Below are 19640 nucleotides of genomic sequence, written 5' to 3'. Positions count from 1 at the left end.
CCAGGGAAAACGTTTCCCTGCTTTTTGGTATGATGGCAAGGCGCGCCGGCACCGGAGTGGTGTCGCGCGCCTTTTATTTTTGACAATTACTTATATGAGCACAACCATGCAAAGCGGCGCAGACCTCCTGGCGACAGGCGAATTGGATTACACGACTTCCTGCGCACTGCCGACGCCGTGGGCCCAGTTCACCCTGCACGCCTTTGTCGAGCACGCCACGGGCAAGGAACACCTGGCCATGGTGCTGGGCGATATCGGCAACGGCGAACCGGTGCTGGCGCGCGTGCATTCCGAGTGCCTGACGGGCGACGTGCTGTTTTCGCAGCGCTGCGACTGCGGCGCCCAGCTCGAGGGCGCCTTGAAACGCATCGCCGAGGAAGGCCGCGGCATCTTGCTGTACCTGCGCCAGGAAGGGCGCGGCATCGGCCTGATCAACAAGATCCGCGCCTACCGCCTGCAAGAGGCAGGCGCCGACACGGTGCAGGCGAATGAACAGCTGGGCTTCAAGGCCGACGCGCGCAACTACACCCTGTGCAAACCGATGTTTGCGCAATTCGGCATCAACAGCCTGCGTTTGATGACGAACAACCCGCGCAAGATCGCCGCCATGGAAGCGCTGGGCATCACGGTGGCCGAACGGGTGCCACTGCTGGTCAACCGCAACGCCTTCAACCAGCACTACCTGAATACCAAGCAAAGCAAGCTGGGCCACATGATGACGCCGGAAACGGCGCCGGCGCTGGAAGACGGCGCCCTGTAATTGCCGGCGGGCGCGCAGCGGCGCGTCCCCTTGGCGCCGGCCAGCGCCAGCCTCGCTCCTGCTCACGCACAAAGGATGCATGAAATTATCTAACTACGCCTGCTTGCTGGCCAGCCTGTGCGCTGCCGCAGGCGCACACGCGGCCCCGGCGCCGGCGCCAGCCGCGGCCGCCAACGCGTCGACTCCCCCCGCCAAACCGCCGCCGGCCACCGCCGCGCCCGCCGCCACCGAACACGCGGCCCTGCCGCCGCCCTCGTCGGCCGCGCAAAAACTGTACACGGCCGCGCGCGCCGACATCCTGCAAGTGCGCGTGCTGCTGAAAAACGGCCGCACGCAATCGTCGGTCGGCTCGGGCTTTTTGATCGGCACGGGCGACCTGGTGGTGAGCAACTATCACGTCGTGTCGCAATTCGCCCTCGATCCCGATACCTATGTGGGCGAATGGGTCGACACGAGCGGCCAACGGGGCAATGTGGAATTGCTGGCCGTCGACGTGCTGCACGACCTGGCCGTGCTGCGCGTCAACCGCCACGGCACGGGCTTTTTCAAGATGCCCGAACCGCTGGCACCGCTGACGCAGGGCCAGTATCTGTATTCGATGGGCAACCCGCTGGACCTGGGCTTCGCCATTTCGGAAGGCTCGTACAACGGCGTCGTCACGCGCAGCTTCTATGACCAGCTGATGTTTACGGGGCCGATCAATGCCGGCATGAGCGGCGGCCCCAGCGTCACGGCGAATGGCGACGTGGCCGGCGTGAACGTGTCGAAACGCCTTGACGGCGAACTCGTCAGTTTTCTCGTGCCCGCCCGCTATGCGCAGCAATTGCTGGCCAAGGTCGCCCTGCAAGGCAAGCCGCCGAAGGACTTCAAGCCGCTGGTGACGGCGCAGCTGCTGGCGCATCAGGAAGTCATGCTGGCGCGCCTGCTCGACACGCCCTTGAGCCTGAAAGCCATGGGCCCGTACCGCGTGCCCGTGCGCGAATCCGACCAGATGCGCTGCTGGGGCCGCTCCAACGTCAAGTCCGACAAGCCCTATATGCTCGACAACACCAGCTGCGCCATGGAATCGGCCATCTTCATTTCCGGCGCCCTGCAGACGGGACAAGTATCGATGCGCCACGAATTCTTGCGCAGCAGCGAGCTGGGCCCGCTGCGCTTTTCCGAGCTGGCCAGCGCCTCGTTCAAGAATGAAAGTTTCGGCAGCTACAAGAGCGTGAATCTGACAGGCCCCCATTGCACCGAACAGTTCGTCAAGAACAAGACTCTGCCCCTGCGCGCCGTCCTGTGCGTGCGCGCCTACCGCAAGTTTACGGGACTGTACGACTTTGCCCTGCTGGCCGCCAGCACCGACGAGCCACTCATGAGCCTGCAAAGCCGCATCGACGCGCGCGGCGTGTCCTATGCCAACGGCATGCGCGTCACGCGCACCTTCCTCGAAGCGCTGTCGCGCGCGCCCTCCACCACCGGCAGCCGCAAGCCATGAAGCCGCCCTTTTACATCGAAATCCTCGCCGAGAATGGCGAAGTACAGCGGCGCGAGCGCATAGCCGCCTTGCCGATCCGTATCGGGCGCGGCTATGACAATGACTTCATCCTCGACGATGCGCATACGGCGGCCGAGCACGCCATTGTCGAGGACGATGGCGCAGGCGGCCTGCTGCTGCGCGACCTGGGCAGCCAGAATGGCGTGATCCACCGGGGACAGCGGCAAGCGCAAGTGGCCCTGAACGGCAACAGCATCGTGCGCCTGGGCCACACGCGCCTGCGCGTGCGCGCCAGCGACCATCCGGTGGCGCCCGAACTGGGCGACACGACCAGGCACGACTGGGAAGGCTTGCGCCCGGCCGTCGCCGGCCTGGCCATGATCGGCGCCTCGGCCGCCTTCAGCAACTGGTTGAGTGATGCGGATGCCTTCGAGCCGATTTCCTACCTGATGATCATCGCCACCGCGCTGGCCGGCGGCCTCGTGTGGGCGTCGATCTGGGCCGTGGCAAACCGCCTGTTCGGCCATATGGCGCGCTTCGGCCGCCACCTGTTCATCATCGGCTGCGGCTTGCTGGCCATGGAAGTGTGGGAACTGGCCAGCAGTGTGACGGCGTATGCCTTCTCGCTCGAAGCGCTGACGCGCTACGGACGGCATATGTTCATCGTCATCGTCTGCGCGATGATCTACTACCATTTGTGCACGATCAAACCCCAGCATCCGCGCCGCTTCGGCCTTGTCGCCGTCGTGCTGGCCATCCTCGGCTCGACCCTTATCCTGCTGAGCAATCTGCAGATCAGCGGCCGCCTGGCTGACGAGGCCTACATGTCGGCGATCTACCCGCCGGCCTTGCGCCTGAGCCCGGATCACACGACGGACGCCTTCTTCCGCGATGCGGCCAGCCTGCAGCGTGCCGTCGACGCCGAACGGGGCAAGGCCGCCAAGGGCGCCGACGAAGACGAAGACAGCGGCGATTAACGCGCCGCCATGCCAAAAGCCCGCCGTGTCCTGACAGACCGGCGGGCTTTTTCATGTGCGCCGCGAGGCGCGCAGCGTATCGTCGCTTGAAACTTGTGCTTAGAACTTGGCTTCCTGCTTGCGGCGCGCCGTAAAGCCCAGCAAGCCCAGGCCGATCAGCAGCATGGCGTAGGTGGTTGGCTCAGGGACGGCCGAGATCAAGCCATCCTTGGCGCCGAAGCTGACGAAATTGCTGTTGCCCGCCTTGAACTGCGCTTGCTGGCCGCCATCGCAGCAGCCTTCCAGGCCGTAGATGCTCAGGGTATGGTTACCCGCCGACAAGGCGCTCGAACCGCTGAGGAACTGGCTGCCATTGTTGTAGTTGCCTGCCCACCACATGTCGTTCGTCTTGAAGTCCAGCGCCACGCCGTCGAGGAACAGGGCGCCGCCCTTGCCGAAGTCAACGCCGCTGCGGAAGCTCCAGGCGCCCGCATCGGCCGCGCTGACGCCAAAGTTGATGACGGATTTGAAGGCGATGTTCGAGCCGCTGCCGAACAGGCCGCTGTTGTTGACGTTATCGTAGCTGGCAATCGTCGTCGAGCCATAGCCGGCGCCTGGCGTGGCCACGGCGGCGTTCACCACGGACTGGTAAGCGGCGGCGGAAGCTTGCGCGCCAGCGGTCGAGTAACCGGTGGACAGGGTGATGGTGCTGGCGTTCGCGTGGGCAAACACACCGACGGCGATCAGGGACAGGGCGATTTTAGGCAAGTTTTTCATGATGGTATCCAGTAAGTAAGTATTCAGTGGGCGCAGCAAGGAGCGCTGGAGCTGAATACACGCTGCATTGAGGCGTGTCGGCAAAGCGCAAGGGATTGCAGGAATGAGCGGTCGGGGGCGTGAACTTCCGCGTGACAGTACGGACTTGCAGCGTGCCATGGCGGCACTGCAAGCGTCCTGGGAAGGGTTCGGGTTCCCGGAACAAGGCCAGACAATTGACGGGTCAGGTAAGACGTTGAAGCTATTCTAGCTTAAATTCCTTAGAAGAAAAGTATTTTTCTTTTAACCATGAAAGATATTTTTCTGGCAAGCAGCTGTCCAGCGGCGGAAAAACGGCATGTTCTGCTCTGACGCGGCGGCCCTGCGCGGTGCGTGGCGTGTCGCGGCGGCACCACAGACCAGCCCGCCGATGTCGCATCGCGCGCATTTCTTTTCGCATGCCGCTGCACCACGGGGCGAAACAGCATGGCAAAATGTAGTCACGCTGCTATCTGTCCGATGAGGGGGAAAGAGGAATGGTCGACCTGGAAGAACTACGCTATCTGGCACTGTCGTTTCCCGACACGAGCGAGGAAGAACACCACGACCGTCCAGCCTTCCGCGTGGGCGGGAAGATCTTTGCCACCCTGCCCGATGACGAGCACATCAACGTGCTGCTCGATGCGGAAGCGGCGCATATCGCCACCGTCATCACGCCGTCCGGCTGCGAGAAACTCTGGTGGGGCGAACGGCTGGCCGGCATCACGGTATGCCTGGCGGACGCGGAACTGGACATGCTGGCCGCCGCCCTGACGGCCGCCTGGCGGCGCAAGGCGCCCAGCGACCTGGCCAAGACCATTGCCCCGACCGGCTAGTTACATCGGCCAATTGCGCAGCAGCAAACCCACCATCTGCTGCAATTGCTCGCGCGAGACACCGGCCGCCGCCTGGATGGCCATGCCCTGCGACAGGGTCACGACAAAGCGCGCCTGCTGCTCCGGGCAGGAATCGGGCGGCAAATCCCCCTCTTCCCTGGCGCGCCGCAAGCGGTCGCGCAACTTGATTTCACCGCGCAGGCGGCGCGCGAACAATTCATCGCGGATCGGCAAGGCGTCGTCGCTGCAGGCGAGCGCCGCATTGACGCCCATGCAGCCGTGCGGGCCGTCCGGCATGGTTTGCGCGTCGACATACTGCGTCAGCAGGGCTTCCACCACCTGGCGCGCCGTCGGCTGTTCCAGCGCCGCATCGAAAAACCGCATGCGCGTGTCGCTGTAGCGCTCGAGCGCCTTGTGGAACAATTGCTCCTTGTTGCCGAAGACGGCATACAGGCTGGGCCGGTTCATGCCCATGGCCTTCGTCAATTCCGGCAGGGAACTGCCCTCATAGCCCTTTTCCCAGAACACCTTCATGGCACAATCGAGCGCCTCGTCCGCGTCGAACGTGCGGGGCCGCCCCGTTTTCGCCTTGACGACTTCCTCTTTTTTATCTTGTTTCATACCGTTCGGTAAAAAATTATTGACAACACTGTCTGCCTGCCCTGATTATATACCGACCGGTTAAAAACCTCCCGGCTTTTCAGGAACCCTATGCACACACCTTCCAACACCTCTGCCGACGATACCACCGTCGCGCCGTGGCTGGCCGTCCTATCGGTCGGCATCGGCGCCTTCGCCCTCGTCACCTCCGAATTCCTGCCCGTCGGCCTGCTGCCGGCCATGGCCGCCGAACTGGCCATCAGCAAGGGCCAGGCGGGACTGATGATCACCACGCCCGGTATCGTCGCCGCGTTTGCCGCCATCTTCGTCACCGTCGGCTCGGGCCGTCTGGACCGCCGTATCGTGCTGCTGGCGCTCACCGCCCTGCTCGTCGCTTCGAACCTGCTGGTGGCGCTGGCGCCCTCGTATGCGTGGATACTGCTGGGCCGCGCCATGCTGGGCGTAGGCGTGGGCGGCTTCTGGGCCATCGGCAGCGCCATCGGCCCGCGCCTGGTGGCGCCGCAGCATGCGTCGCGCGCCATGTCCATCATCTTCGCCGGCGTCTCGCTGGGCACGGTGGCGGGCGTGCCGGCCGGCGCGCTGGTGGGCGAGCTGGTGGGCTGGCGGGTGGCTTTCGGCGCGGCCAGCGCCATTGCCGTGCTGGTCTTCATCGGCCAATTGTTGCTGTTACCTAAGTTGCCGCCGACACAAGCCATCCGCCTGCGCCAGCTGCCGATGATTTTCGGCATCCGCAAGGCCAGGCTGGGCCTGATCGCCACGGCCATGCTCTTCACGGGCCAGTTCGCCGCCTACACGTATATCGCGCCTTTCCTCACGCAGATTTCGCACCTGGCAGCCGGCACGGTCAGCGCCATGCTGCTCGTGTATGGCGCTTCCGGCTTCATCGGCAACCTCGCAGGCGGCTGGGCCGCCGGCCGCTACGAACGGGCCGCGCTGATGGCGACGGGGGCCGTGCTGGGCCTGTCCACCCTGGCCCTGGCCGCGTTCGGCAGCCATTCGGTGACGGCCATGCTGCTGGTGGCCGTCTGGGGCTTCGGTTTCGGCGCCATGCCGATCGCCGTGCAGACGTGGATGTTCAAGGCGGCGCCCCACTTGATGGAGGGCAGCAGCGCGCTGTTTGTCGCCATCGTGCAAGTGTCGCTGGCGTCGGGCGCCCTACTCGGCGGCATGGCCGTCGACCGGCTGGGCGTGTCGAGCGCGATGGTGGTGGGCGGCCTGTTCGCGCTCGGCTGCGCCCTGACGATCGCACTCTTTGGCAAGCCGCAGGCCAGTACCAAGGCCGGCGCGGCGTGCCCGGCGTCGTAGGAAACTGCCTTCAGATGCGGCCGCGGCGGAATTCGCCGAGAAATTTCGTCACTTCGGCCGGCGTCATGGGCACGTCGGCATCGCCGTGATACGCATACAGGAAGGGCGTGCCGCCCAGGCGGTCCGTCAGCTTGGCAAAGAGTAAAAAGCGGCTGCCCAGCGGGTAGCGCTGCAGGTCCGACAGGCGGCGCGAGCACTGCACGGCCAGCTCCGGAGAGAAGGCCTGGCCCGGCACGGGGCGGATTTCCACGCGGCCATGAATCGCGCGCGATTCGACGGCAACATGCCGATATGCATAAGTATCACGGGCCATGCCGCCACCTTGAATGAAGTAAAGGCGCCATCTTAAGCGAAGTGGGCGCCCGCCGTGTTACTGCGGCACGATGCGCAGCAAACGGCCATTGTCCTCGTCCGTCAGCGCATACAGGTAGCCATCCGGTCCCTGGCGCACGTCGCGCACGCGCGCGCCGATGGCCAGGCGGTCCTGCCCCGTCACCTTGCCGTTCGCATCGACGGCGATGCGGCGGATATCCTTGGCCGCCAGGCCGCCGCTGAAGATGCTGCCGCGCCAGGCGGCGATCTTGTCGCCCGTATAGACGGCCAGCCCCGACGGGGCCGGCGACGGCACCCAGGCCACGCTGGGATTGATCATGCCCGCCACTTCATGCTTGCCGACGGGTTCATGCGTCTTGTAGTCGGCGCCATAGCTTTGCAGGGGCCAGCCGTAGTTGCCGCCCGCCACCACCAGGTTCAGCTCGTCGCCGCCATACGGACCGTGTTCCGTGGCCCACACGCGGCCGGAAACAGGATCGAGCGCCAGGCCCTGCACGTTGCGGTGGCCATACGACCAGATTTCCGGCAAGGCGCCCTTGGCGGCCAGCGGATTGCCGGGCGCCGGTTTGCCCTCTTCCGTCAGGCGCAGGATGGAGCCCTGGTGCGTGGCCAGGTTTTGCGCCTGCTCGCGCGCCAGGCGGTCGCCGATGCGCAATGGCGGATTGCCGCCATCGGCCACGCTCATCAGCAAAGTGCCATCCTGCAGCCACAGCAGGCGCGAACCGAAATGCTGGCCGCCGCTCTTGTCGGTGGCGACCTGGAACAGGGTCGCGATGCCCGTCACCTTCTTGCCGTCGAACACGCCGCGCACGAGGGTCGTGCGGTTCGCGTCATTCGTGCCCGTCGACACCGTCATGTAGACGCGCGGGTTCGGCTTGCCCGCATCCTGCGGATGCAGCACGATATCGAGCAGGCCGCCCTGCCCGCCCGTAAACACCTTGGGCATGCCCTTCAGCACCACCTCCTCGAATGTCTTGCCATTGAGCAGATGCAAGGTACCCTGCTTGCTGGTGACGAGCGCGCGTCCTTCCCCCAGCCAGGCGATGCCCCACGGCTGGCGCACGCCCTGCGCCACGGTCTCGGCCTTCCAGCCCTGTTTGGCGGCGGGCGGCTCGCCCGTGGCGGCCAATTCGGCATGGGCAGGCATGGCGCAAGCGGCGAAGGCTCCCAGCAGCAGTGCGGTGGCGAGGTGTGTACGCTTGATGATTGGCATCCCGGGTTCTCCTGTGTCGTCAATGAAAAAAGGCGGCCGGGATGGTCTGTGCCATCGCGCCGCCTTCTAAAATATCACATCTTGCACGGCGGACGCGCCGCCGTTTTCATGCCATCAACGATACACGAGGTAGTACTTGGCCCGCGCCGTGCCCTTCTGGGCGCCGCCCGTCTGCACCACAGCGAGCGACTCGCCGGCCGACGTATGGAAAACGCCGAGACCGTAGCTGGCTTCGCCGCCGATCACCGGCAGGCTGACGCTGCCTGCAGGGAACAGCAGTTCACCGCTATATTTCTTGTAGCTGGTCTGGTACGTCGTATCGTATCCCGAAGAAACGTAGTCAAGCGAGCTTTCCATCAGCAGCACTTCCGCCGTGGTGGGCGAATAGCTCATCGACAGCACGGTATTGCTCTGGCCGCTGTTGCCGATACCGAGGATGAAGCGCCCCACATATTTCAGGGTTTCGGTATTGAAATACGTACCATTTGCGGAGAACAGCAGATCTTCCTTCGGCGACAGGAAGAACGGCGACATCATGTAGTAATCGCCATAAACACTGCCGCTGGTAAGGATGGCATTCGTTTGCGGATCGAAGGTGAAATACGAGAGGCTGGAGCTGCTAGCCGGCGCAAGAAAGACCTTGCTCTTCGATACGGCGAACGCGCCGCGCAGGACGCCGTAGAAACCGCCGGCGCCGAAATCGAGCGCAGGCAAAGCCTGCCCCGTGCGGGCATTGATCACGGCGACCGCCGGCCGCGCCGAGGAAGACAGCGCCTGGCCCGAGAGGAAGACCACGCCGTCATTGGTGACGAAGACTTCCGTTTGCGTGCCGCCGGTGCCCGTCGATTTCAGGACGGTTCCCGTGACCAGGTCCACGAGGCTCACCACGCTATCATGCAACACACCGGCCAGCTTGCCATCCGGACTCAGATTGAAAGCCTTGACCGTCGTCGGCAGATCGATGCTGGTGACCGCGCCATCCACCGGATTGATGACTTTCAGGGTGTTAGGCTCGGCAGTCACGACGACCAGGCGGTCAACAGCCTGGCTATAGCGCATGTCCAGCGGCTTGAACGGCAACGAAACCACGCTCGAGGTCGAGGTGACGGCATTGAGTTTCAGGTAGGCGATCGCCGTCTGGCGGCCATTGCCCACGGTCAGCGACAGCACGTAAGCGCCGGTCACGTCCGGCGTGAACGACGGTATGGCCTCCGTGGCGGCGCCCAGCACCGCGACGGAACCGGCAGGCCGGCTGTCGACAGCCCAGGCGTAGCTCAATTTCGCGCCGCCCTCGTCGTAGCTGAGGATACCGCTGGTGACTACCGGCTGGCCGACGGGGACGGTCTGGTTGTTGCGGCTGACCACGGCCACCGTGCCCTGGATCACGCCCGTCGGCAAGCTGTTGTTGACGTCGAACTGGTACACGGTCTCGGCATAGGCTCCCTTGCCGTCCGCACCGCGGGCGCGCACCTTGTACAGGCCCAGCACGTCCGGAGAGAAACGCGCGGTTTGACCTGCGACAAACAGCACGGAAGTGCTGCTGGCCGGCTTCTGTATCAATTCCCACGTGGTGGTGACCTTGTCGCCATCCGCGTCGGTGCCGCCCGTGGCGTCGAGGACGATGCCGGAACCGACCGAAATGGCCATGGCCGGCTTGACGACCGGCTGCGCCGTGAAGGTGGCATTGACCACCACGACGGCGTTCGGCACCCGGTTATTGACCAGTACAGTCACATTTTTTTCGACCGAGCCGCCCTTGCCATTGGCCAGGCGCAGCTTGAAGACATAAGTGCCCAGCACATCGGCCTGGAAATTCAGCTTGGCTGCACTGGCAGAGTCGTCCAGCTTGAGCGCGCTGTCCGCCGGCTTGGAAACGATGCTCCACGCAAAGCTCAACGCATTGCCATCGCTATCCTTGCTGCCGCTCGCATCGAGTTCGATGGGTGCACCCATGGTGCCGATGGCGTCGGCGCCTTCGGCCGCCGCTGAAACAGCCCCGGCAAACAGGATGGCAGGCTGCGGCACGACGGCCACGGGCGGCGTCACGACGCCGCCGTCATTGTTGCTTCCACCGCCACAGCCGGCCAGCATCGACATGGCCAACACGCTGGCCCCCAGCCAGCGCAATACCGGCCCCTGCATACGACTCTTCATATGATTCCGTTCTCTTAAGATTTCCCGTGGTTATAAAGGTGACGTCTTGTCGCGTCTGAAAAAACGCACACATATTATCATGACAATAACGTTATTTTTTCACCAAATTACACTTTGGAAATATTAATTCACGAAAATCATTGAAATTCAGCAACGAAGGTTGGCGGGCACGTTCAGGCGCGCAGCAGCAGGGCCACGGCTTCGGCCGCGATGCCCTCTTCGCGCCCCAGGTAGCCCAGTTTTTCATTCGTCTTGGCCTTGATATTGACCTGGCCCACGGTCACACCGAGGTCTTCGGCTACGTTGGCGCACATGGCGGCGATGTGCGGCGCCATTTTCGGTCGCTGGGCGATGATGGTGGCGTCGATATTGCCGATGATATAACCGGTCGCCTGCACGCGGCGCACGGCTTCGCGCAGCAGGGTGCGCGAATCGGCGCCCTTGAATTGCGCGTCGGTATCGGGAAAATGGCGGCCGATGTCGCCCAGGGCGGCGGCGCCGAAGATGGCGTCGGTAATCGCGTGCAGCAGCACGTCGGCGTCGGAATGGCCGAGCAAACCGAGGTGATGGGGAATCTTCACGCCGCCGATGATCAGGTCGCGGTGCTCCACCAGCGCGTGGCAGTCATAGCCCTGGCCGATACGAAATGGGAGGTCGGGAGTCGTTGTGTGCATGCAGGTCTTTCTGAAGTCAAGGATGGGCCAAATACAGTTCGGCCGTATGGATGTCGCGCGGCAGGGTCACCTTCAGGTTGCGCGGGTGGCCCTCGACCAGTTTCGGTGCCAGGCCCAGCGCTTCGACGGCGCTGGCGTCGTCCGTGATCGCTTGCGGATCGGGCGCCTCGGACAAAGCTTGGTGCAACAAGGCATAGCTGAACATTTGCGGCGTCTGCGCCAGCCACAGGCCGTCGCGCGGCACCGTCTGCGCCGACAGGCTGCCCGGCCCGGCCCGCTTGACGGTATCGACCACGGGCAAGGCCAGCAAGCCGCCGGCCGCATGGTCGCCCACCTCAGTGATCAGCTTTTCGATCAGCGCCGGCGTCAGGCCGGGCCGCGCCGCGTCGTGCACCAGCACCTGGTCGTGGGCATCGATGCAGCCGTGCACGGCGTGCAAGCCATTCAGGATGCTTTCCATGCGCGTGGCGCCGCCGCAGCGCAGCACAGTCACGCCGTGCTCCGGCACGACCGTATCGATCACGCCATCGTCGGCGCTGACGACGACATAGGTATGCGCGATCAGGGGGCTGGCGAGAAAGGCGTCGAGCGCGTGGCGCAGCATGGGTTTGCCGGCGATGGCTAAATATTGCTTGGGACTGCCCGCTTCCATGCGCGCGCCCACGCCGGCGGCGGGGATCAGGGCAAAATAACGGGGGCGATTCGGTGCTGCTGTCATGCCATTCCTTGTCTGGTCACTGCTGGGCGGGCTGGGCCTTGCCCGCCAGGATATTCTGGATTTCTCCGTTGCACGCCTTGCCCAGGCGCGCATATTCTTGCGGAGAATCGATGGCGGCCTGCAAGGTTTCCACCTTGCGCATTTCTGCCTTGATATACGGCAACCAGCCTGTATCGATCTCGCGCGCCAGCGCCGCCTTGGCCGTGCCGCTGGGCGCATACAGGGGCCGCGCCTCGAAGCGTTTGGCCAGCGCGGCGCGCACAGTCTTTTCCACGCGCGGCAAGTGATCCATATAGGTCTTCATGTGCCGCAGCTCGTGCGCGAGTATCTCATCATACGCGCAAGTGCCAGGGGCAAACTCGCTGCCGATATAGATCACCACGGGCGCATACGTGAGGCTCACGGTAATCTGCGGCGCCACGCATTCGTAGCCGCTGGCCGGGTCTTGCAGCATGGGGCCGGCCAGGGCGATGGCCACGCGCGAATCCGTCCTGGTCAGGCCCAGCACCCAGGTATTCGCGCGCGCCGTGCCCTTCATGACGGTCAGCGCCTTGTACGGCAGATGCGTGTCGATGCTGTAGCCGTTCTGCTGCACCGTCAGCACGGACACCGTCTTGCTGATCGTGTCTTCGCAGCGCACCTGGAACGGCGTGCGCGCTGCCGCCAGCGTATCCAGGCAGGCCGACGCCAACAGCAGGAAGATCGCCGTGCGCATGCGCAGGATCAAGCCGGTTGCCAGGTGCCGCTGGTAATCTTGTCGAGCCAGAAGATGCCGATGACGGTCTTCACGTCCGTGATGGTGCCATCCTTGACCCAGTCGAGCAGCTGCGGCACGGTGGCCGTAAATGTTTCCAGGAATTCGCCCTCGTCGAGCTGGCGCTCGCCCGCCACGAGTCCGCGCGCCAGAAACAGTTCCAGGTGTTCGTCCGAGTAGGCGATGGCGTTATGGATGGTGGAGACGAATTGCCAGTCGCCGGCCGTGTAGCCCGTCTCTTCCAGCAGTTCACGCTGGGCGCAGGCCAGGTGCGACTCGCCCGCATCGATCTTGCCGGCCGGGAATTCGATGAAGACCCGGTCCAGCGGATAGCGGTACTGGCGTTCCATCAGCACCGTGCCGTCGTCGAGCAGCGGCAGGATCACGACGGCGCCCGGATGCAGGACGAATTCGCGCGCCGTGATCTTGCCATCCGGCAGTGCAACACGGTCGCGCTGCACGCGCAGGAAACCGCCCTGGTAGACGAGCTCGCCGTCGACCTTGGTTTCAATCAGATTCGTATCCATGGAATTCCTTTATTCAATAAAAAACGGCGCCAGAGGCGCCGCTTTCGGTCGTTGTTGCTAACGGCGTTTGCGCAGGTAGCGTCCGACAAAGCCGGGGAAAGCCAGCACCAGGAACAGGCAGCCGGTGATGGCGTAGAACTCCCACGTCTGCGGGAAAGCGTTGCCGATGCGCGCTTCGAGCGCGAACGCCACGGCGCCGACGATGAAGTACAGAATCACCATCTCCAGCAGGCGCAGCGCCAGCGGCTTGCGCCAGCCTTTGCTCCCCTCTGCTTGCGCCGCCTTTTTCAAGGGGACGGCGGCAAACAGTTTCTCGTTCACGAAAGGCAGGTTGGCGCCCAGGATGCCCAGGGCGATCACCAGCCAGCTCGAGACGGTGACATCCATCGGTCAGGACGCCAGGGTCTTGGTGATGGCGGTCGCACAGGCAGCCAGGATGCTCTCAGGCATCGCACCCAGCGCCAGGACGAACACGCCGTTCAGGGCCAGCACGACGCGCATGTCGCCATGCACGACCAGCGCATTGCTGTCGGTCGGCTCGTCGAACCACATCATCTTGACGACGCGCAGGTAGTAGAAAGCGCCGATCAGCGAGAACAGCACGGCGGCGATGGTCAGCCACAGCTGGCCCGTGGCCAGCACGGAAGCGAGCACCGAGTACTTGGCCATGAAGCCCATCAGCGGCGGCACGCCGGCCAGCGAGAACATGAACAGGGTCATCACCAGCGCGAAGATCGGGCTGCGTTTGCCCAGGCCCTTGAAGTCGGCCAGTTCTTCTGCTTCGAAACCATTACGTGCCAACAACATGATTACGCCAAAGGTACCCAGGGTGGTGAACACGTAGGTGATGACGTAGTACATCGAGGCGCCATAGGCGGTGGCTGCGCCAGCCGCGTTCAGGGTGTTGCCTGGACCGTCAACGGTACCGGACAGCAGACCCAGCAGAACGAAGCCCATTTGCGCAATGGTCGAGTACGCCAGCATGCGCTTCAAATTGGTTTGCGCGATGGCGGTGAAGTTACCGATGGCCAGCGACATCACAGCCAGCACCAGCAGCATTTGCTGCCAGTCATGTGCCATCGGCAGCAAGCCTTCGGCCAGCAAGCGCAAGGTGATGGCGAAAGCGGCCAGTTTCGGCGCCGCGCCCAGCAGCAGGGTCACGGCCGTCGGCGAACCTTGATACACGTCAGGCACCCACATGTGGAATGGCACGACGCCCAGTTTGAAGGCCAGGCCAGCAACGAGGAACACCAGGCCGAAGACCATGATGGTGCCGTTGGTCTTGCCGTTTTCCAGCGCTACGCGCACTTCGTTCAAATCCAGCGTGCCGGACGCGCCGTACAGCATCGAGATACCGTACAACATGAAACCGGAAGCCAGTGCGCCCAGGATGAAGTATTTCATGGCCGCTTCCGTGGCCTTGGCATTGTCACGGCGCAGGGCGATCAGCGCGTACAGCGACAGCGACATCAGTTCCAGACCCAGGTAGATGATCAGGAAGTTGTTGGCCGAGATCATGATCATCTGGCCCAGCAGTGCAAACAGGGCCAGCACGTAGAACTCGCCGCCCAGGTTACCCGACAGCATGCTGCGGTCGGTGGCATAGGCACGCGAGTAGATCAGGGTCAGCGCCACGGCGCCGTACGAGAACAGTTTCAGCAGCTGCGACATCGGGTCCGACACGAACATATTGTGGAACGTGTAGACGGTGGTGCCCGCGTTGAAGTCGCCCACGGTCAGCAAGGCGCAGCCGGCCAGGGTCAGCAGCGACAGCGCATAGGTGATCGAACGCTTCGCCGCAGGCAAGAACATATCGATCAGCAAGAGCGCCGACGTGGCGATCAGCAGAAAGATTTCCGCGTACAGCGGTACCAGATTAGGTGCATTAGTCATGTTATCGGTCTTCTATTTAAGGCAACTTGCTGATGGCGACATGCTGCAGCAGGTCGGCAACCGAAGTTTGCATCGTGTCGGTGAACGGGGCTGGGTACAGACCCATCACGAGCACGGCGATGGCCAGCACAGCAAGCATGAAGAATTCACGTTTGTTGATGTCGGTCAATTCGGCCACGTGCTTGTTCTTGATCTTGCCGAACACCACGCGCTTGGCCATCCACAGCGAGTACGCCGCGCCCCAGATCAGTGCCGTTGCAGCCAGCAGACCGATCCAGAAGTTGTATTTCACCGCGCCCAGGATCACCATGAACTCGCCGACGAAGCCGGATGTGGCTGGCAGACCGCAGTTGGCCATCGAGAACAGCACGAAGAAGGCGGCAAATTTCGGCATGCGGTTCACGACGCCGCCGTAGTCGGCGATGTTGCGGGTATGCATGCGGTCATACAGTACGCCGATGCACAGGAACATGGCGCCGGAGATGAAACCGTGCGAGACCATCTGCACGATACCGCCCTGCACCGAGATGTCGTTGAACATGAAGAAGCCCAGGGTGACGAAACCCATGTGCGCGATCGACGAATAGGCGACCAGTTTTTTCATGTCGGTTTGCACCAGGGCAACCAGACCGATGTAGATGACGGCGATCAGCGACAGGGTGATCATGAAGCCCGACAGGTAGTGGCTGGCGTCCGGCGTGATCGGCAGCGAAAAACGCAGGAAGCCATAGGCGCCCAGTTTCAGCATGATGGCGGCCAGCACGGCGGAACCGCCCGTCGGCGCTTCCACGTGGACGTCCGGCAACCACGTATGCACGGGGAACATCGGCACTTTCACGGCAAACGCCATCAGGAAGGCCAGGAAGATGAATATCTGCTCGTTCATCGTCAGCTTGAACGCGTGCCAGGCCAGGATGTCGAAGGTACCCGACACATTGCGCAGGTAGATGATGGCAACCAGAGTCAGCAGCGAACCGAAGAAGGTGTACAGGAAGAACTTGAACGACGCGTACACGCGGTTCGAACCGCCCCAGATACCGATGATGATGAACATCGGGATCAGGGTTGCTTCAAAGAAGAAGTAGAACAGCAAGCCGTCCAGCGCGCAGAACACGCCGATCATCAGGCCCGACAGGATCAGGAAGGAACCCATGTACTGGGCGATGCGCTTCTCGATCACTTGCCAAGCGGAAATGACGACGATGACCGTGATGAACGCCGTCAGTGGAATGAACCACAGCGACAGGCCGTCGATACCCAGCGAGTACCAGATATTGAAGGTTTGAATCCACGGTGCTTTTTCGACGAATTGCATGCCGTGGGCGGCGTTGTCGAAATGCTGGATCAGCGGCAAGGTGCACAGCATGCTGAGCACGGCGCCAGCCAGCGACAGCCAGCGGGTAAAGCCCGCTTTGCTGTCACGGCCGAGAGCCAGGACCAGGACGCCGCAAATGATCGGCACCCAGATCGACAGACTCAGGTAAGGAGGTAGTGTAGAAATCGTAGACTGCATCATGGTTCTCAGTATTCTTTTATCAGGTCAGCTTACTTAGCGGGCCAGAATGGCAGGAAATAGATCAGGAAGCCCAGCACGCCCAGGATCATCACGAATGCATAGTGATAGATGTAGCCGGTCTGCAGCACTCGCGACAGCGAGGACAGCCAGGCGACAACCTTGGCGCTGCCATTGACGACGAAACCGTCGATCAGCTTCTTGTCACCGAAGTTCCACAGGCCATTACCCAGCAAGCGGGCACCGCCGGCGAACACGACTTCATTGAACTTGTCCATGTAGTACTTGTTGTCCAGCAGGGTGTGGATCGCGTGGAACTTGGCAAAGAACCAGGCCGGTACGCGCGGGTTGACCATGTAGCAGTAGTAGGCTGCCACCACGCCGGACAATGCCAGCCAGAACGGTGCCGTCGACAGGCCGTGGATCGCCATCGCCATCGCGCCGTGGAATTCATGCGACAACTCTTCCATCGCTGGATGGTTTTCGCCAACGAAAATCACGCCCTTGAAGAAATCGCCATGCAGCATCGGGCCGATCGTCAGGTAACCGATCAGCAGCGACGGGATCGCCAGCATCACCAGCGGGAACCACACGACGAACGGCGATTCATGCGGCTTCTGGCCAGGTTCCAGACCGTGGTGCGCGTGGTCGTCTTCGTCTTCTTCATCGTGCGCGTCCGAATCATGCTTGGCCGCGTGATGGTCGTCATGACCGTGCGCATGCGCCTGGCCGAAACGTTCCTTGCCGTGGAAGACGAGGAAATACATGCGGAACGAGTAGAAGGCGGTGACGAACACGCCAGCGAGCACGGCGAACTGGGCAAAGCCAGCGCCCCAGATGTGCGTCGCTTCGACGGCTTCGATGATGCTGTCTTTCGAGTAGAAACCGGAGAACAGCGGCGTGCCGATCAGGGCCAGCGAACCGACCAGTGAGGTGATCCAGGTGATCGGCATGTACTTGCGCAGGCCGCCCATGTTGCGGATGTCCTGATCGTGGTGCATGCCGATGATGACGGAACCGGCGCCCAGGAACAGCAGTGCCTTGAAGAATGCGTGCGTCATCAGGTGGAACACGGCCACGGAGTACGCGGACGAACCCAGCGCCACGGTCATGTAGCCCAGCTGCGACAGGGTCGAGTAAGCGACGACGCGCTTGATGTCGTTCTGGATGATGCCAAGGAAGCCCATGAACAGCGCCGTGATGGAGCCGATCACCAGGATGAAGGACAGTGCCGTGTCGGACAGTTCGAACAGCGGCGACATGCGCGAGACCATGAAGATACCGGCCGTCACCATCGTCGCGGCGTGAATCAGAGCCGAGATCGGGGTAGGACCTTCCATCGAGTCAGGCAGCCACACGTGCAGCGGGAACTGCGCCGATTTGCCCATCGCGCCGATGAACAGGCAGATGCAGGCCACGGTCAGCAGGGCCCAGTCGGTGCCCGGCATCGTCAGCAGCGCCAGTTCGTCTTTCTTGGCGAATACTTCCTGGTAGTTCATGGTGCCGGCGAATGCCAGCAGCAGGCCGATACCGAGGATGAAGCCGAAGTCGCCCACGCGGTTGACGAGGAAAGCCTTCATGTTGGCCACGATGGCCGTCGGACGCTGGTACCAGAAACCGATCAAGAGGTAAGAAACCAGGCCCACGGCTTCCCAACCGAAGAACAGTTGCAGGAAGTTGTTGGCCATGACCAGCATCAGCATCGAGAACGTGAACAGCGAGATGTAGGCGAAGAAGCGGTTGTAGCCTTCGTCGTCCTTCATGTAGCCGATCGTGTAGATGTGCACCATCAGGGAAACGAAGGTGACCACGCACATCATCATCGCCGACAGCGAATCGATCTGGAAGCCCACTTCCATCTTCAGGGTGCCGATCGTCATCCAGTTATAGATCGTGCCATTGAATGTCGCGCCATCCATCACTGCCAGCAGTGTCTGCACGGACAGGATGAACGCAATCAGTACGCCCAGGATCGTCGCGGTATGCGACGTCTTGCGTCCGACCAAATTACCCAGGAACTGGGTGCCAAGCAAGCCTGCAATCGCGGCACCGGCCAGCGGCGCCAGCGGTACGGCAAGAAGGAGGTTAGGGTTGAGGAGTTGCCCCGCCATGATGAACCTTAATCGTTATTATTCGAGAGATCGAGTCTGAAAAACATCAGCCTTTGAGGCTGTCCAGGTCTTCGACGTTGATGGTATCCAGATTACGGAACATCACCACCAGAATAGCCAGACCGATAGCCGACTCAGCGGCGGCAACCGTCAGGATGAAGAAAACGAAGATCTGACCGGCCGCGTCGCCCATGAAATGGGAGAACGCGATGAAATTCATATTCACCGCCAGCAGCATCAATTCGATTGCCATCAGCAATACGATGATGTTCTTGCGGTTCAGGAAAATACCGACGATCGAGATTGCGAACAGGATCGCGCCCAAGACCAGAAAATGTGTGAGCGATAATGTCATGGTGCCTCCTTAACTTCCGGCTCAGCCGCAGGACGCTCGACGACCGCGTCCATCTTGATGATCTTCAGGCGGTCGTTGCGCTTGACGCGCACGGCATCGCCTGGAGCAAAATGCTTGGTGTCCTTGCGTTTGCGCAGGGTCAGCGCGACCGCGGCAACGATGGCCACCAGCAGCACGACGGCAGCGATCTCGAAGGCGAACACATATTTCGTGTAGATCAGCAGGCCCAGTTCCTTGGTGCCGCCCAGGTTGACGTTCACCGGAGCGATGCTAGGCGCAAAGTTGCGGAAACCGTGCCACAGGACGGCGGCCATTTCCAGCACGATGATCACGCCCACCGTCACGGACAGTGGCAGGTAGCCCCAGAAACCTTCGCGCATGCGGTCGATATTGATATCGAGCATCATGACCACGAACAGGAACAGCACCATCACGGCGCCGACATACACCAATACCAGCACGATGGCCAGGAATTCAGCTTGCAGCAGCATCCAGATGCCCGCTGCCGAGAAGAAGGACAGTACCAGGAACAGTACTGCGTGGACCGGATTACGGGCCGTGATGACGCGCGTCGCTGCCAGAATCAAGATCAGCGCGAAGGCGTAAAACAAAATTGTTTTAAAGTCCATAAAAAACCCA

General features: G+C 62.3%; 21 protein-coding genes. 5 read left to right on the top strand and 16 right to left on the bottom strand.

The genetic code is table 11. The features are described from left to right. Positions 1-106 precede the first annotated feature (106 nt). The 3 genes from ribA (at position 107) to ACQ4WQ_RS04215 (ending at position 3220) form a co-directional block, all read left to right on the top strand. Positions 107-760, top strand: coding sequence for a GTP cyclohydrolase II (ribA, locus tag ACQ4WQ_RS04225; protein ID WP_099378311.1), 654 nt, complete (start codon positions 107-109; stop codon positions 758-760). Positions 761-839: 79 nt separating this feature from the next. After that, a complete protein-coding gene (locus tag ACQ4WQ_RS04220; RefSeq protein WP_436494873.1) occupies positions 840-2243 on the top strand; it encodes a S1 family peptidase in 1404 nt (467 codons plus the stop codon). Continuing rightward, positions 2240-3220 (top strand): FHA domain-containing protein, encoded by a 981-nt coding sequence (locus ACQ4WQ_RS04215; protein ID WP_436494871.1) that lies wholly within the window; start codon positions 2240-2242, stop codon positions 3218-3220. The genes ACQ4WQ_RS04220 and ACQ4WQ_RS04215 overlap by 4 nt, the downstream gene beginning before the upstream one ends. A gap of 99 nt (positions 3221-3319) precedes the next feature. Here the strand turns inward: ACQ4WQ_RS04215 and ACQ4WQ_RS04210 are convergent, their stop codons facing one another. Both ACQ4WQ_RS04210 and ACQ4WQ_RS04205 read right to left on the bottom strand, forming a co-directional pair. Then, positions 3320-3976, bottom strand: coding sequence for a CCXG family PEP-CTERM protein (locus ACQ4WQ_RS04210; RefSeq protein WP_436494869.1), 657 nt, complete (start codon positions 3974-3976; stop codon positions 3320-3322). Between the two features lie 241 nt (positions 3977-4217). After that, complete coding sequence (locus ACQ4WQ_RS04205) at positions 4218-4415, bottom strand: hypothetical protein (protein ID WP_436494867.1); 198 nt, start codon at positions 4413-4415, stop codon at positions 4218-4220. 76 nt (positions 4416-4491) lie between these two features. Between ACQ4WQ_RS04205 and ACQ4WQ_RS04200 the strand changes: the two genes are divergently transcribed. Beyond that, entirely contained in the window at positions 4492-4830 is a 339-nt protein-coding gene (locus ACQ4WQ_RS04200; protein WP_046683867.1) for an MmcQ/YjbR family DNA-binding protein, read from the top strand. Here the strand turns inward: ACQ4WQ_RS04200 and ACQ4WQ_RS04195 are convergent, their stop codons facing one another. Further along, positions 4831-5451 carry a TetR/AcrR family transcriptional regulator gene (locus ACQ4WQ_RS04195; protein WP_436494865.1) on the bottom strand — a complete coding sequence of 207 codons (621 nt, stop codon included), beginning with the start codon at positions 5449-5451 and terminating at the stop codon, positions 4831-4833. Between the two features lie 90 nt (positions 5452-5541). Here ACQ4WQ_RS04195 and ACQ4WQ_RS04190 point away from each other — a divergent pair, with 90 nt between their 5' ends. After that, entirely contained in the window at positions 5542-6756 is a 1215-nt protein-coding gene (locus ACQ4WQ_RS04190; protein ID WP_436494863.1) for an MFS transporter, read from the top strand. A gap of 10 nt (positions 6757-6766) precedes the next feature. Here ACQ4WQ_RS04190 and ACQ4WQ_RS04185 read toward each other — a convergent pair whose 3' ends face one another. The 13 genes from ACQ4WQ_RS04185 to ACQ4WQ_RS04125 form a co-directional block, all read right to left on the bottom strand. After that, a complete protein-coding gene (locus ACQ4WQ_RS04185) occupies positions 6767-7069 on the bottom strand; it encodes a hypothetical protein (RefSeq protein ID WP_436494861.1) in 303 nt (100 codons plus the stop codon). 57 nt (positions 7070-7126) lie between these two features. Then, positions 7127-8302 (bottom strand): PQQ-dependent sugar dehydrogenase, encoded by a 1176-nt coding sequence (locus ACQ4WQ_RS04180; protein ID WP_436494859.1) that lies wholly within the window; start codon positions 8300-8302, stop codon positions 7127-7129. A gap of 114 nt (positions 8303-8416) precedes the next feature. Beyond that, a complete protein-coding gene (locus ACQ4WQ_RS04175) occupies positions 8417-10456 on the bottom strand; it encodes a YncE family protein (protein WP_436494857.1) in 2040 nt (679 codons plus the stop codon). A gap of 173 nt (positions 10457-10629) precedes the next feature. After that, complete coding sequence (gene ispF, locus ACQ4WQ_RS04170; protein ID WP_070224100.1) at positions 10630-11130, bottom strand: 2-C-methyl-D-erythritol 2,4-cyclodiphosphate synthase; 501 nt, start codon at positions 11128-11130, stop codon at positions 10630-10632. Positions 11131-11146: 16 nt separating this feature from the next. Beyond that, the gene (gene ispD, locus ACQ4WQ_RS04165; RefSeq protein ID WP_436494854.1) at positions 11147-11848 is read right to left on the bottom strand and encodes a 2-C-methyl-D-erythritol 4-phosphate cytidylyltransferase; all 702 of its coding nucleotides are present in this window, start codon (positions 11846-11848) and stop codon (positions 11147-11149) included. Between the two features lie 16 nt (positions 11849-11864). After that, entirely contained in the window at positions 11865-12575 is a 711-nt protein-coding gene (locus tag ACQ4WQ_RS04160; protein ID WP_436494852.1) for a hypothetical protein, read from the bottom strand. Beyond that, on the bottom strand, positions 12572-13129 hold the full coding sequence (locus tag ACQ4WQ_RS04155; RefSeq protein WP_436494850.1) for an NUDIX domain-containing protein: 558 nt from the start codon (positions 13127-13129) through the stop codon (positions 12572-12574). The genes ACQ4WQ_RS04160 and ACQ4WQ_RS04155 overlap by 4 nt, the downstream gene beginning before the upstream one ends. 57 nt (positions 13130-13186) lie before the next feature. Continuing rightward, positions 13187-13516 carry a DUF2818 family protein gene (locus ACQ4WQ_RS04150; protein WP_436494848.1) on the bottom strand — a complete coding sequence of 110 codons (330 nt, stop codon included), beginning with the start codon at positions 13514-13516 and terminating at the stop codon, positions 13187-13189. A gap of 3 nt (positions 13517-13519) precedes the next feature. Further along, complete coding sequence (nuoN, locus tag ACQ4WQ_RS04145; protein WP_436494846.1) at positions 13520-15022, bottom strand: NADH-quinone oxidoreductase subunit NuoN; 1503 nt, start codon at positions 15020-15022, stop codon at positions 13520-13522. Between the two features lie 16 nt (positions 15023-15038). After that, positions 15039-16538, bottom strand: coding sequence for an NADH-quinone oxidoreductase subunit M (locus ACQ4WQ_RS04140; protein ID WP_436494844.1), 1500 nt, complete (start codon positions 16536-16538; stop codon positions 15039-15041). A 29-nt stretch (positions 16539-16567) separates the two neighbouring features. Next, a complete protein-coding gene (nuoL, locus tag ACQ4WQ_RS04135) occupies positions 16568-18646 on the bottom strand; it encodes an NADH-quinone oxidoreductase subunit L (RefSeq protein ID WP_436494842.1) in 2079 nt (692 codons plus the stop codon). A 46-nt stretch (positions 18647-18692) separates the two neighbouring features. After that, positions 18693-19001 carry an NADH-quinone oxidoreductase subunit NuoK gene (gene nuoK, locus ACQ4WQ_RS04130; RefSeq protein ID WP_010399724.1) on the bottom strand — a complete coding sequence of 103 codons (309 nt, stop codon included), beginning with the start codon at positions 18999-19001 and terminating at the stop codon, positions 18693-18695. Beyond that, positions 18998-19630, bottom strand: a complete 633-nt coding sequence (locus tag ACQ4WQ_RS04125; protein WP_034779507.1) for an NADH-quinone oxidoreductase subunit J — start codon at positions 19628-19630, stop codon at positions 18998-19000. Before ACQ4WQ_RS04125 ends, nuoK begins: the two co-directional genes overlap by 4 nt. Between the last annotated feature and the right edge of the window lie 10 nt (positions 19631-19640).

Origin of the sequence: Janthinobacterium goodfellowi (assembly GCF_051380695.1) — a bacterium.
Lineage (GTDB): Bacteria > Pseudomonadota > Gammaproteobacteria > Burkholderiales > Burkholderiaceae_D > Janthinobacterium.
Note: the sequence above shows the minus strand (reverse complement) of the source record. Positions and strands in the feature narration are given on the sequence as shown.

Bases quoted from the DNA above. Each gene is read 5' to 3' on its own strand.
- ACQ4WQ_RS04210 (WP_436494869.1), bottom strand. From the start codon at position 3,976: ATGAAAAACTTGCCTAAAATCGCCCTGTCCCTGATCGCCGTCGGTGTG.
- ACQ4WQ_RS04195 (WP_436494865.1), bottom strand. From the start codon at position 5,451: ATGAAACAAGATAAAAAAGAGGAAGTCGTCAAGGCGAAAACGGGGCGG.
- ACQ4WQ_RS04180 (WP_436494859.1), bottom strand. From the start codon at position 8,302: ATGCCAATCATCAAGCGTACACACCTCGCCACCGCACTGCTGCTGGGA.
- nuoL (WP_436494842.1), bottom strand. From the start codon at position 18,646: ATGGCGGGGCAACTCCTCAACCCTAACCTCCTTCTTGCCGTACCGCTG.
- ribA (WP_099378311.1), top strand. From the start codon at position 107: ATGCAAAGCGGCGCAGACCTCCTGGCGACAGGCGAATTGGATTACACG.
- ispF (WP_070224100.1), bottom strand. From the start codon at position 11,130: ATGCACACAACGACTCCCGACCTCCCATTTCGTATCGGCCAGGGCTAT.
- ACQ4WQ_RS04125 (WP_034779507.1), bottom strand. From the start codon at position 19,630: ATGGACTTTAAAACAATTTTGTTTTACGCCTTCGCGCTGATCTTGATT.
- ispD (WP_436494854.1), bottom strand. From the start codon at position 11,848: ATGACAGCAGCACCGAATCGCCCCCGTTATTTTGCCCTGATCCCCGCC.
- ACQ4WQ_RS04150 (WP_436494848.1), bottom strand. From the start codon at position 13,516: ATGGATGTCACCGTCTCGAGCTGGCTGGTGATCGCCCTGGGCATCCTG.
- ACQ4WQ_RS04220 (WP_436494873.1), top strand. From the start codon at position 840: ATGAAATTATCTAACTACGCCTGCTTGCTGGCCAGCCTGTGCGCTGCC.
- ACQ4WQ_RS04190 (WP_436494863.1), top strand. From the start codon at position 5,542: ATGCACACACCTTCCAACACCTCTGCCGACGATACCACCGTCGCGCCG.
- ACQ4WQ_RS04155 (WP_436494850.1), bottom strand. From the start codon at position 13,129: ATGGATACGAATCTGATTGAAACCAAGGTCGACGGCGAGCTCGTCTAC.
- nuoK (WP_010399724.1), bottom strand. From the start codon at position 19,001: ATGACATTATCGCTCACACATTTTCTGGTCTTGGGCGCGATCCTGTTC.
- ACQ4WQ_RS04215 (WP_436494871.1), top strand. From the start codon at position 2,240: ATGAAGCCGCCCTTTTACATCGAAATCCTCGCCGAGAATGGCGAAGTA.
- ACQ4WQ_RS04200 (WP_046683867.1), top strand. From the start codon at position 4,492: ATGGTCGACCTGGAAGAACTACGCTATCTGGCACTGTCGTTTCCCGAC.
- ACQ4WQ_RS04185 (WP_436494861.1), bottom strand. From the start codon at position 7,069: ATGGCCCGTGATACTTATGCATATCGGCATGTTGCCGTCGAATCGCGC.
- nuoN (WP_436494846.1), bottom strand. From the start codon at position 15,022: ATGACTAATGCACCTAATCTGGTACCGCTGTACGCGGAAATCTTTCTG.
- ACQ4WQ_RS04175 (WP_436494857.1), bottom strand. From the start codon at position 10,456: ATGAAGAGTCGTATGCAGGGGCCGGTATTGCGCTGGCTGGGGGCCAGC.
- ACQ4WQ_RS04140 (WP_436494844.1), bottom strand. From the start codon at position 16,538: ATGATGCAGTCTACGATTTCTACACTACCTCCTTACCTGAGTCTGTCG.
- ACQ4WQ_RS04205 (WP_436494867.1), bottom strand. From the start codon at position 4,415: ATGCGAAAAGAAATGCGCGCGATGCGACATCGGCGGGCTGGTCTGTGG.